Annotated in this window: 7 protein-coding genes; 2 read left to right on the forward strand and 5 right to left on the reverse strand. The window is 36.4% G+C overall.

What is annotated here, in order from left to right:
- Positions 1–187 precede the first annotated feature (187 nt).
- Positions 188–2,596 carry a TonB-dependent receptor gene (locus tag ACYVFA_RS24450; protein ID WP_460474483.1) on the forward strand — a complete coding sequence of 803 codons (2,409 nt, stop codon included), beginning with the start codon at positions 188–190 and terminating at the stop codon, positions 2,594–2,596.
- Positions 2,597–2,781: 185 nt separating this feature from the next.
- Here ACYVFA_RS24450 and ACYVFA_RS24455 read toward each other — a convergent pair whose 3' ends face one another.
- From ACYVFA_RS24455 to ACYVFA_RS24475, 5 genes are all read right to left on the reverse strand, one after another.
- Positions 2,782–3,975 (reverse strand): PDDEXK-like family protein, encoded by a 1,194-nt coding sequence (locus ACYVFA_RS24455; RefSeq protein WP_460474484.1) that lies wholly within the window; start codon positions 3,973–3,975, stop codon positions 2,782–2,784.
- A 524-nt stretch (positions 3,976–4,499) separates the two neighbouring features.
- Positions 4,500–6,668: a hypothetical protein gene (locus tag ACYVFA_RS24460; RefSeq protein WP_460474485.1), complete on the reverse strand. Its 2,169-nt coding sequence runs from the start codon at positions 6,666–6,668 to the stop codon at positions 4,500–4,502.
- Positions 6,669–6,707: 39 nt separating this feature from the next.
- Complete coding sequence (locus ACYVFA_RS24465) at positions 6,708–10,976, reverse strand: T9SS type A sorting domain-containing protein (RefSeq protein WP_460474486.1); 4,269 nt, start codon at positions 10,974–10,976, stop codon at positions 6,708–6,710.
- Between the two features lie 190 nt (positions 10,977–11,166).
- The gene (locus ACYVFA_RS24470) at positions 11,167–11,574 is read right to left on the reverse strand and encodes a DUF1801 domain-containing protein (protein ID WP_460474487.1); all 408 of its coding nucleotides are present in this window, start codon (positions 11,572–11,574) and stop codon (positions 11,167–11,169) included.
- Between the two features lie 140 nt (positions 11,575–11,714).
- Positions 11,715–12,152, reverse strand: a complete 438-nt coding sequence (locus tag ACYVFA_RS24475) for a VOC family protein (RefSeq protein WP_460474488.1) — start codon at positions 12,150–12,152, stop codon at positions 11,715–11,717.
- A 330-nt stretch (positions 12,153–12,482) separates the two neighbouring features.
- On the opposite strand from ACYVFA_RS24475, the gene ACYVFA_RS24480 reads away from it, so the two are divergent.
- On the forward strand, positions 12,483–13,571 hold the full coding sequence (locus ACYVFA_RS24480) for an arginyl-tRNA--protein arginylyltransferase (RefSeq protein WP_460474489.1): 1,089 nt from the start codon (positions 12,483–12,485) through the stop codon (positions 13,569–13,571).
- Positions 13,572–13,673 lie beyond the last annotated feature (102 nt).

A 13,673-nucleotide genomic window follows, 5' to 3' on the forward strand; every position in this document is an offset into this window, starting at 1 on the left:
CGTATAAAAAAGACTAATTTAGGGCTATTTGCGACAAAATATCTTGTTTTTAAATGCTTAAGCCCCCATTCACCAACTTGCACAAGTTTGAAAAAACTTGACAAGCCTTTGAATACCCTGATTTAATCTGTTTCATCAATATTTGCGAATGAAAAAGAAGCTATAACTTTTAACTCACAAGTAAATTATGAAAAGTTTAAATTACCTTTTACTGGGTCTGTTTTTTGCTATACCCTTATTTGCTGTTTCTCAAACAACCACAATTACGGGTATGCTCAAAGACAGTACCACCAATAATCCCCTGCCTTTTGCAACTATCAGCCTTTTTAAAAACAACGCTCCCCAGCCTGTAAAAGCTACTTTCAGCGATGAAGTCGGAAAATTCTCCATTCCGACTGATACAGGTTCTTTTACTATTCTTTGCACATTTATTGGCTATGCTGATAAGAGAATTTCGGTAACTATCAGAAATAATGAATCAAAAGATCTACAAACAATTCTCTTGGTTTCAACAACAAAATCTTTGGGCGCTGTAACAGTAACAGCAAGAAAACCGTTGATTGAACAAACGGATGATAAAATAATCTTCAATACCGACGCTGATCCTTCTACAAAAACTGAAACAGCTTTAGACATTTTACGCAAAACCCCGTTCGTTTCAGTGGATGGGAATGATAATATCACTGTCAATGGACAGTCGAACTTCAAAATTTTACTCAATGGCAGAGAAACAGGTATGTTTTCTCAGAATGTTTCGCAGGCATTAAAGAGCTTTCCCGGTTCCACCATTGTAAAAATTGAAGTAATTACTAATCCTTCGGCAAAATATGATGCTGAAGGAGTAGGAGGTGTCATTAACATTGTAACTCAGAAACAAATCATTGGCTATAACGGAAATGCGTCGCTCACCCTGAGTTCGTTTCATAATACATTTGGTAATCTTAATTTTAATCTAAAAAAAGGTAAGGTTGGCGTATCAGTTAATTATTTCTTTAATGCACTGGGCTTGCTGGGCAATCCTTTTCCACCACAACTGGCCACTTCAAAAACAGACGCATTTAATTCTCAGACTTATAACAGTAGAATTTTAAATGGCATCACTATGCAGACATTGTTTCAGAATTTTGGAAATGCAGAAATTAGCTACGATTTAGATAAGTGCAAGACCATTAGTGTGTATGGGTCTGTTGCAGGTGGGTTCAATAATCTGACAACCTCGACAGATATTCAGACTATTTTTCCGACTTCTACAAGCATAAGTTTTCTCACTTTGCAGAATAAAAATGATAACCCGAATTATAATATCGGTTCAGATTTTATCAAAAAATTCAAGGATATGCCCGAAAAAGAATTTTCAATAAAATTGTTTACCGAGTACACGAAAAACAATCGTTTTCTGGATAGTTATCAGGATAACCCTGAGATTGACCGATATATGATTAATAATAATTATGCGCACAATACACAAACAACCTTACAGACCGACTATATACTTCCAATGAAAAGGAAGCAAAAATTAGAAACGGGTCTAAAGCTAATTCTGAGAAGTGCCACATCTGACTACGAAAGTTTGATAAAAACACGCCCGACGGAAGAGTATACCGTATTGCCAGGTAATACAAATAGTTTCAATTATCAGCAACAGGTATATAGTGCATATGGTAGTTATAATTTTGTAGTAAGAAAATTCCCGATTCGTGTAGGTCTCAGGATGGAACATACAGAAGTAAACGGAAACTTTAACGGTACTGAGACGGCTGTTAAGCAAAGCTATTCCAATCTGATTCCGAATATCCAGACCTCTACCCAACTTACAAAAGATTATAAGCTTGTGTTAAGCTATGGACAGCGGATACAACGCCCGTTTATCAATAACCTGAACCCATTTATTAATAATAACGATACACTGAATATCAGTTATGGCAATCCTACATTGAAGCCGCAACTGATTCATAACCTTACACTCCAGAATACCTTTAGTAAGGGGAAAGTATTTGCTGGGTTAACCTTAGTGGGTACTTATAGCAACAATAAGATCATTCAGATAAGCCGTTTTAACAAAGAAACCGGGGTAACAACCACCGTGAGCGAAAATCTTGGCAAAGAATCACAGCTAAGTTTGAACGGAAATATTAATGTGAATTTTAGTAAAGTCTGGAATATGTCTTTCAATTCGAATCTGAGCTATACTTACATAAAAAATAGCTCTGATTTAGCGCAACAGAATAGTGGGCTATCGGGCTTTGTTGGGATTTCGAACAATTTTAAGGTAAATCCAAAGTTTAATATTTCTACGTTCGTTGGGAATTTTAAACCACCTATCGGCTTACAAGGATATACGTCGAGCCAATGGTTTTATAATATTACACCCACGTATAAACTTTTTAAAGATAAAATTACCGTTACCGTTGCTGCAGCCAGATTCTTTACAAAATACGCAACTGTAAGAACCATACAAAAGGATGTCAATTTCCGCTCGGAAAACATAAATACATTTCAAATCCGGAATTTCAGATTGGGAATCATCTGGAATTTTGGCAAGCTAAAAGAAAATGTTTCCAAGAAAAAAGGAGTGAATAATGATGATGTGCTTTAAGGTTAGTAATCAGCTCAATATAAAACTTAAGAATGGAATGGAGATTTTAAACAGTGAAAAGTTAAAACAGGCATTTATGGCTGGATTTTGACTTTGCTCAACCTGCAAAAATCACTCAATTTTGAGTGATTTTTGCTAAGTGATTTTAGACATCACCAAGATTAACTCATAATGTAGTCTATTTCTTAAAGGCTTTTAACAATGTTTAGCATCCTATTAACTATTCTTTTTATTGTTTGCTTAAAACTATCTGCATCAAAATATATTTTGTGTAATGTTTCTAGGTCTTCCCAGTTATTATATTCCTCTACGAATTTATAAAGAAACCAAACTTTCCCTTTTTTTAACCTTTCTTGAAGCAGAGCTGTTAATGTTTCTTGAGGGATATTATGTTTCTTGATATCGTCATTATATCTAAAACCAAAAATAAACCTTTGATGACCATTTTGAACATCAAATGAAAAACACAAATTTATATTCATATTAGTCATTTCGGGGCTTGAAAACCAAAAAAAAGCATGACTCCATCCACCTTTGAGCATATTTTCCTCACTATAATTCAATTTTATTTCAGTATTCTTTAAATCTGTTTCTAATGATTTGACTAAAGGAGTCAATCTATCTTTAATTACTTTTTTTAGAATCTCCTGTTTTGATTGATAAAGCTTTATAAAAGCTTCAAAACTTGCTTCATCTTTTAATATTCTATTTGCGATTTCTAGACTCATGTCAGTATTGGAGTTTTGTCCTGTTAATTTTTTTAAGAGATTTATATATTGAGAAATCGTTTCTCTGAGTATTGGTACTTCGACCATTTCTTTACGGCACTCTGTTAACCAATTTATAATTGTTTCTTTGTAAGAGATACATTTATATTCTTTAAAATTTTCATATCTACTCACTTTACCATCAAGTGTTAAAAACAGGATTGGAATATCCGGAAATTTATTTTTATAGCGTTGTAACTGGTTTGGTTGCTCAGGCGCATCAATTTTGTTTTCTATCATAATTCTTGCCTCACCGCCTTCAAATACTACAATATCAAGTCGCCCTCCTTCTTCGTCAGTTACATTACCAATGAAGTACTCAACTTCTACTTTAATATTTGAAGATTTTAAGTTTACTAAATTAATGCCTGATTCATGCCCATAAACTTGCGCAATAAATTTTTGTAAAAATATACTTCCTTGAGCATGAAAGCCTTTTGGATTTAATAGTTCAGCAATAAAACGGGAATGTGTAGTAACCTCATCTCTTTCTATGTTTAGAACTGAAAATATATTAAAACTACCTCCGTTAGCTTTATCAACTCTTTTATAGGAGGTTGATATAGTAATAATTTCGTGGAGAATTTGACTAATAACCTGTTCTTGTATCATAAGCTATGATTTAAAATGTTAAAAGCATATTAATCTGGATTTTCGCCTTTTTTGCACACATTTCTGAAAAAAAGTTATCCACATAAATTGCACCCAACGAACTTCAATTGGTTTGCCCTAAATTCCCCTTGATTAGATGTCTTTTAAGAGGTTATTAACCTGTTGGATGAAATTAAAAATATATTATCCCTACGGGATACTGTTCTATGAAATGCTGATTTTTTCTACCGATATAGCATCCTTATGGGATATTTTTAAGTCCCAGAGGGACGATATATCGGTAGAAAAAATCAGCATTCTTAAAAGCGAAGTCCTGTAGGGACGATATATTAAGGCCTTTAAACCTATTTCATCCAACCAGTGTTATTATACTTACTTTTCGTTTTAGCCATTTAGTAATTAGAAGATTTTCAGGATAATTGATTTTAACCAGCTTTTATGGTTTGGTTTATGCAATTTGTTTTTAAATAAAAAAACTCTGAAGACCAATCAATCTTCAGAGTTTTTCTTTGTCTCAAAGATACTTACTTCTCCATAACAATATAAGCAGGATATGACTCTTTATTAGGCAAATCAAATGTTTCATCATAAGGTTGTGTACCTCCACTATTGTTGTATAAGGCCACACGTTTTACACCGGTTGCGGTACTACCACCAATGCCATTGATAACATTCTGGATTTGACCCGGACCTGCAAAACGAGTGATACACATTTTTTCGAGTTTCACATTCGGGCTATTCGGTATTTCAAAGCCATTGCTCTTATTCACTTTGCCATCAGTACCTGTAAAAACCGCGTAAGAACCCATACCGATACCCTGATGTTCTTTTACAGTATTAGCCACCTTATATGCGGCATAACCATCAACTTTGCCACCCTGACTGCTCCAGCTTACCTGATTTGGTGCATCATAGGGCGGTTCGTTTTGTAAGAAATAGGTTCTGCCACGCTCACCCAACCATAGCACTTCATATTCCTGATAGTGTTCGGTAAATAACCCATAAAGTGTCACATCGTCACCATTCACCATAAGCCCGTTTTTACATCTGTCTCTTGTCCAGCGTAAATTCCCACCCCGTTGTGACCCATGATCAGCACGCCATAACCAGAAGTGGTCGCCCACCACATGGTTACTGTTAATTTGCATAGAAGTATGTATCTGAATATTTTTTGATTGCACACCACCAACCCGGCAAGTAATATCTGTGAGTAGGATAGGATTGGAAGAATGGTCTGCTTTTGCTCCTTCATTCCCAACTCTTATCTGATAAGTAGTGCTATTGAATGAATCCATCAAAAGCCCGGCAACGATAATTCCATCTTTGTCGTCAACATAAATACATCCCCATGTATTTTTCTCAGTAGGTTCTAACGTTACCGAAGCGATACCTGCACCAAGCAATATGGCATCTTTTCTATTCACCTGAATAGGTGCATTCAGGGCATAATGTCCCGGAGTGAAGAAAATATTTTTTCCAACTTTCAGGGCATTATTGATTTCCACCTCAGTATCTCCTTCTTTTGCAACATACCAGTCGGTAAGCAAATCCTGAATTTTGCCTTTACCCATATCTGTTTCTGACCATGAAACACCCACTCTGTCTTTCTGCCATGCAGGCACAAATACCTTGTACTCACCATCTTTATCTATAAAAAGAAAAGGTTTTTCTCTGATAATAGGTGTTGTAGAGATAGGAGAGTTGGCATCATTGGCTTCTGGAGCATTGACACATCCCTGCCAGACCATATTATACGAACCACCCATAGTTCCTGAACCTGCTGGGAAATTAGTATTTCTGGTATACCATTGTTGTTGTCCACCCCAGTTGGGTCTGGATGCGGTATAACGGCTGTCGGCAATAAAACCACCGCTCCCCCAGAAGTTGTTGCTTCCCACATCAGAAATATACTTTGATGTGCTTTCAATCTGCATTCTTCTGGCACTGGTTGATTGTGAAACTGTCCAGGCAAAATCACGCATCACAGTCACATTTTCCATCGAACGCCAGAATGTACACGTCGCATTAGCGCCACCCGAAAGGTGAGGTCTTGTAAACACAGAACCCAATTTAACTTCAGTAGGTGTTTTGCCCAAACCGCCGATATGCGAGTAGAATCCTAGTTCTATTGAATTAGCCTCTGCCGATGATGCCGAACCCGAACCACCCGAATCGTAAGTCTGGCCATTGATATTTGCTTTCAAATAATAAGCCTGACGTTTAGTTGTCCACTCTCCATTTACACCAGCCAGACCACAGGTGAGAAACTGTGAATTAATTTCGTTTCGTGCCGTTTCAGCTTTTTCATATTTTCTATCGTAGAAATACACGTTGTCGCCAAAAATCTGGTTTTCTAGTGAAAGTAATAGGCTTATAGTATCACGGGTAATTTTATAATAATTTTCGTACTTGTTTGCATTGGGCTTCTTATCTGTGAATGTCAGTTTAGAAGTAGACCCCACCGACACAAAATCTGATGCCAAACGACTGCCTCCTCTTGTGATTACATAATCTCCTGAAGAACCGAAAGCCGGCCATGATAAGGTTATGCTGTGTTTTTTCTTGTCGTAAACAATCTTGCTTGCTATTTTTTTCTCTTGTGTTTTGTCTCCAGATGGATATAGTGCTACAAAACTGCACAGTATTGACATAAGCGCCAATGCCGTAAACAAAGCTATTACTTTTGTATTCATAGGAATATTCTTTTTTTAGGGTTGTTCATGTTTGTTGTACTATAATTTAACCACTTTATAAGTATAAACTCGTCCTTTAACAAATACCTCTACAATCAATACTGACGATTGTATATCAGATACATCAATTACGCCATCTTCCGGATTCTTTAAAATACTTTTCACCAATTTACCTGAGGTATCTCTTATTAAAACCTTTTCAATGGCTCTTTCAGATTTAATTTGTAAGCCTGCTTCCGTTGGATTAGGATACAGGAGTACTGGCGTAATTTCGTTTTCTACTGGAGTTAATAATTCAATTCTGAATGGATTGGTTCCTCTGATGATTCCCGCATCACAATCTGGATTACGAACCGAAAAAACTTTAAAATAAGCATTGCCATTTGATGACCTTAAATACAGGTTATAGGGGCTAACATCTGCTCTGATCGTTGTTCTATAATTTCCCAAAGTATCTCCGTAAACGATATTCCAGGGACTGTTTCCGGTTAATTCAAATTTGATTTGAGCAGGAGCGTTATCCGAATAATAGGGCTTAGAAGGCGTTATAGTTAATACAAAATTATCTTTTATAAGAATGGAGCTCAATGTTGCAGAACTTTGTACCTCGTTATCATCAGGTGCAACAACCCTGAGACGATAATTAACGCCCTCAACTACGTTTTCAGGAATTGTACCATATAGCTGTTCTGTACCTGGAATCTTTTCCGTTGGAATATCTTTAAAATTCCCACCTTTTTCATCAGAGAGTTGAACCTGAAGTTTTATTGGCGCATTAATGCCCTGAATTACAGGTATTATCCAGACTTTCCCTCCTTTACAAACGTTTTGAGTAAGAAGGGTAGTATTAATTGTTTTAGTACTTGCGGGGTTAACATATACTGTAAATTTACCTTTTCCAGGCTCGGCTCCACAAGCATTCGTTATGCTCATCAGCTCTAGAACTGTGGTATTAGTATAATTTACCAATATTGGTCCATAATTATCAGACACAACGTAAGTATCTCCGTTTGTAAAAGCCAAAGTAGCATTGCCATTAATTCCTGATAATTTAGTAGGGATAATAGTTCTGTCTCCGGGATTAATAATCGTGCTTCCATCAATAATTTCAGCACTTGGTTTTGAGGCTAGTTTAATATCAAATGTTTGTGTAATATCAGAAAAATCGGTTGAACGTACTTCGATAGCATAATAATCATATTGACCTATCTGAAGATCAACTGGCAGTTTAAGCGCTCCATTAAAATTCAACTCTTTTTGTCGACGCAATTCCCATGATTTGTTAACGCTTTTCAGGCTTATCACAAATTCATTTGCATCAGAGTATACGCCCTTCGCATCAAACTGAAACGAAACATCTGAACCTGAACAATAATTCTTATTTTTACTTAAGATTTTGATATATGGTTTGAAATCTACTCTTACACTACTTTCCGTATCAATGTACCCACACATATTAATTAATTTTTTCAGCGTGTAAATCGTAGATGATTGTGTAGGTTTTACCGTAACACAATTATCCGAGTAAAGATACGACCAGACAGTAGGAGCGTTTTCTACCCAAGCGTCACAGTTTGTATTAGCAGTAAGCCTGATACAACTATAAGAGTCATAAGTCGGATCAATCAAGCCTAAATTGCCACCATCTCTGGTAGTTATTTTGCCGGTAGGAGTAGGAAATAAAGCAATTTCCAGCCTGTTACTTCCTACACCATAATTTTGCTCAATCAAACCTAAAGAATATCTGCCTTCACGAAGGTCTGACGGGTATTTTACCCATAAAGGATTACCCTGTTGTACAACCTCCAGTTCTTTCAATACGGCATCCCCATTAAACAATACGGCTTTTAAAGTTCCAGCCTTGTTTATTCCCTTTACCGAATAGGAAATAGGATACGTCCCTCCAAGGCAACTATTAAATATTGGAGAGTTCTTATCCAACGAAATGGCAAAAGGCATCACATCGAGTTTATCGCCTGTTATTTTACCTGTTCCACATTCATTTCTGACAGATGTTATTCTGTACTCACCCGGCTCCTGAAGATTATTTGAATAAGAATCAGATTCTTTATACCGAAAGTAATTCGCTAATAAATACGTATTTGATACAAAAAATTTTTCAGGCCCGTTATTGATTGAATAATAAAAAGGTTCGCCACCTGATAACTGTACACTTATGCTACCTCCGAAAGTGGCAACAGGTGCAGATTGAGGTACATAAATGGATGCTGTTGGCGTGCTTCTGATAAAAAAACGGTGGGCATTACTCACAACTTTGCCATCTTCTGTGGTAATCCGGATAGATTTACCATCGAAATTGACATCTCCTTCACGCCCATAGAAACCCATGTCAGCCGGGAAGTTTACAGTTATTGGGCTTGAAGTTCCTGTTCCCAAGACCACAGGTGTGGAATACGAACTATAATGATCTACCAGTTCTACACGATATTTGGTTTCAGCAGGTGCCGATCCGATAATTTCGAAGCTAAAAGGCATACTATTACCCACACAGATTTTATCTGCCACTGGCTTGCTCATTTCTATATTAAAATCAGTAGGGTTAGAGACCTGAACTGTAAATGTACCACTACTAGAGGTTTGGGTACCACAAACATTCGTCACACTTTTAATTGTATATTCTGTAGTTTTAGTAGGATATACATTAAGCGTATTGTAAATGGTGTTATACTGGTTGATAGTATTAACGTTACCATCGTTTAGCTCGATGGTATATGGGCCTCCACCTGAAAGTTCAGGAGTTAATTCGACCAGTTTTCTGCTGGGGATTGTTACGCTTGAATTACAACAAAAGCTGGCTTTTGGAAGTCTATTAATATTAAAAGAGAATGCTCCGCTAATAATATTAAGCTTTTCATTGTAGATTTTTCCATAAAAAAAACGTGGAGCAGAAGGATTTTCATAGCGCTTATAGAATTCATTAGGGAAATCAGCAATGAGAGTCTTTTTATCTGATGAAAGTCGGGCAGTTACCACTTCTTCAGGGTCATCATTCCACGAATCTCCTGAAGAAAATTCCAGCTTAAAATCACCATTCTCTTCTACATTCTGACCGAAGAAAACAGGTATGTTTATAGGCGTTCTGACTCCCTCACAAATAGAGACACTGCCTGTTGTAATAAAAATAGACACGTCAGGAATCTTCTTTACCGTAAACGAACCTGTGTTTTCGTCAAGCGGAATGGCTCCACAGGCATCTTCTGCTTTGGTAATCGTATAAGTCTGAGTTTCGTTGCTTGGCATGAGATAATCATACTCATAAACCCAATCTAATGAGCTATAAGTGATTCCGTTAGATAAGGTAACAGAACTCCCGCCAACTGTAGAACCTTGCATACTGAAATAGGGCCTGTTTTTTTCAGTAATCCTGGTGGGGATTAGCTTTACAGAACGTTTTATGATTACGGTTTGAACGGGGAAATCCCGGCTTATAATAGAAGGGCTGGTACCAACAACTCTTAAATAATTGACTCCCTGATTTGGCATATTATCTGGCACACGTACCTTCAATAAAGTATCATTTACCATAGTGGTCTCCCAATCATTATAATTATTATTATTATCTTTCTGCTGAACTGTAAAATGATTGTCTTTATTAAATGGAGCTGATTTGATAATATTGACATAGAAAAAACCGCCTGCACAATAACCCAATGGCAGATTGGTAGAAGATATCCTTAAACCTATGGGTTGCACAATCACAGTCTGGCTTCCTGATACTTCACCTGAACCGCAAGTATTAATGACCGAGACAGGAGTATAGACTGTTTCTTTAACAGGTGATACTGTTATTGGTGTATTATTGTCAACTCTTGCTTCCATGCCATTCGAAAACTTTACTATATATGGAAGTTTACCTGATACTATTGGTGTCAGTATTGTGTTTTCATAAGGACCAATTGCAATCTGACCGGAGAGTTTGAAATTTATTTTATCCAGCATATCAACTTCGCGTGTATCGCTTTTAACTAATGGCGAACTTGAACTTATTCTTATCAGATAGCGACTATTAAGGCCGATATGGTTAAATTCTTGAATGTTTTGAGGAACTACCGCGCTAAGTGTATCTCCATTGCGCTGGGTATTTAATTTCATAAAGCTTTGTGCACCTTTTACCCCAATTTCTAAACTAAGTTTGTCTGCATCGACACCGGAAGAGCTAAAAGTAATTTTAAATGTATTTCCTGTGCATAGATAATTGTTAGCAGAATTAATGCTAATTGACTGAGATATTGCTTCCTGATGCAAAAGAGTCAGCAATAAGATAAAAGTAAATAGTGTTTTTTTCATAGGTTTGCTTCTAAATCAATAGAAAGAGAATAATTTTGAAAGATGCTTATTGGGATGGCTAAGATAGATAGCAGGTTGGGAAGTCTTTTTTAATCCAGCGTATATAATTAAACTGCAAAACCCAATATCATTTGATAGCAAAATAAACAAGGTTTATTTAAACTACAATAGAAAATATTGTACATTTATCTCATCTCTCCACCAAATCCAACCAATTCTTAATTACCTGCTGCAATTCACCTTGTTTCTCCTGCACGTGAGCTAAATCTCTGAAAATAATGGTCCGTCTGCCATCTTTAAAATCACCTTGAAGAAACCCTGATTTATCATCAACTTTATCACCACTCGGAAACACAAGCATGATTCGGCCCTTAAAAAGATTCATCACAATCAATTCTCTTTTATATTCCTTCGGGTCAAACTCCTGCATAGGGCCAGAATAATAGAAACTCGGATTATTCCATTTAATTCGCTCGCCGATTTCGGCATCGGTACTCAAAATGATTTGCCGTAAAGCTTCAACAATTTCGGCTATTGCTGGCTCAAGTTTTTTGATATGTTCAATTACAAGTTCTGTATCTGATAGTTTTGTTTTCATCAATAATTAAGTTTTTATAGATAATGGTCTATTTCGCAACAGATAATCCTGTTCTAAATTTAGCAATTGTTTGGGATTTAATAAAACAACAATGCCGAAGATTAAGCTTCGGCATTGTTTATATTAAGAATGGAGACTTTTTAGTGAGCCGCCTTAGCATCAAAACTAATCATCCAGTTAATGCCAAATTTATCTGTTAGCATACCATAATACGAACCCCAGAATGTTTGGTTCATAGGCATTGTTTGCGTGCCATCTGCCGAAAGTTCATTAAATAAATGGTCTGCTTCTTCCTTGCTATCAGTATTGATAGATAAAGAAAAATTATTACCAAAAACTGTTTTTCTTGCCCATTGCCCACCCGTATCAGATCCCATTAAAGTAGCTTGTTGGCTGATTGGTAAACTAATATGCATTAATTTATCGCCATCTTCTTCCGGCATTTCCATACCCTCTTGCGGAGGCATTTCTTTAAATCTGTTAACACTCGCAAATTCACCACCAAATACTGATTTATAAAAGTTAAAGGCTGCTTCGCAATTGCCTTCAAAAGTGAGATAAACATTTACGGTAGTCATTTTGTTGTTGTTTAAAAGCGTGAAAAATAAAACTGTCGTATATAGGCCTTTAGCTACGAATATCCTGCATGAAGACCTGAATTTAATAATCAAAAATAATTTAAAACGTAGCAAATCCATGTTTCCTGTATTTTAAATTTGTATTATCTTACTTTTAAATTGGAGAATTTTATGAGTATAGAATGTCATTTCAATAATGATTCTCAGAAATCCTCCATAACCGTTGCTGAGATTTTCATTTTTAATTGATATGGTTTCAAAACTAAATTCCTTCTCTTTTTTGAATTTCAGGGCTTTATGCTTAGTTTAAGGGCAGAATTGATACTACCCATGTTAGCAGAATTATATTATCCCTCGTCACTCGAACCCAAAGATTTAGATGCGCACCTTGAAGACGGTTGGTTCAGAATGGGGCAGGCGATTTTTACTACCAATTTCCTGAAATTTAAAGATATTCTTTACAGTGCTATCTGGCTCAGAATTGATTTGAATGCACTTGAGTCTTCTAAAACTTACCAGAAATTACAGAAACTAAACGCAAAATTTACAGTAAATATCCGGGAAGCCTTTGTTGATGAAGCGAAAGAAAGTCTTTTTCAGCAATACCAGAACCACGTAGCATTTGATACCGCACCTAATTTACAACAATTATTATTCGGGCATGGAGCAAATGATATTTACGACACGCTAGAGATTTGTATTTATGATGAGTCAAAACTAATAGCCTGTGGTTTTTTTGATTTGGGTGAAACGACCTCTGCCGGAATTTCCTGTTTCTACGACCCTGAATATAAAAAACACAGCCTTGGTAAATATCTGATGTATCTGAAAATGGATTTTTCAAAGCAAAGAGGGCTCGATTTCTTCTACTTAGGCTATTTCGCACCAGGCTATCCATTGTTCGATTATAAATTAGATTTAGCTAAAAAATCGTTAGAATACCTCGATTTAGCCACTGATGTCTGGCTGCCAATGGAGCAATTCAGCTATGATGCCATCCCGCTCGATTTAATGATTACTAAATTGTTTGAACTTCAAGGAGCGTTAAAAAAGGAGGGGGTCAACAGCATATTCCAATGGTACGAGTTCTTCGACGCCGATTTAATCAATAGTCTGAATGGCCTACGTCTATTCGATTTTCCGGTCTTTTTGTTCTGCTTTGGCATCAATACGGCTAATCCGATTATAGTCTATGATTTGCGGGATGAAAAGTTTCATCTCATCACTTATCATTGCATCTACGAAACGATGTTCGAGCAAAAAGATAAAACCCGTTTCAATACTCATTTGCTACAACTAGCAAAAGTTCTCTATTCTACGCCATCCATTGAAATGATGATAAAAGTCGTCACAACTGCCCTACGCAAAAATTCTGTTGGAGATTTTTATATTTTTGATTTAGTGTTACGTGAAGCATAAAAACAATGTGGCGCGAACCGGAGGTTCGCTGTTATATAATGGTGAAACATTATCTAAACAGAATGGCTATTTGGCGCAGCTAAGGGTGACACGCACTTTTTC

The sequence above is a fragment of the Emticicia fontis genome, from assembly GCF_054779675.1.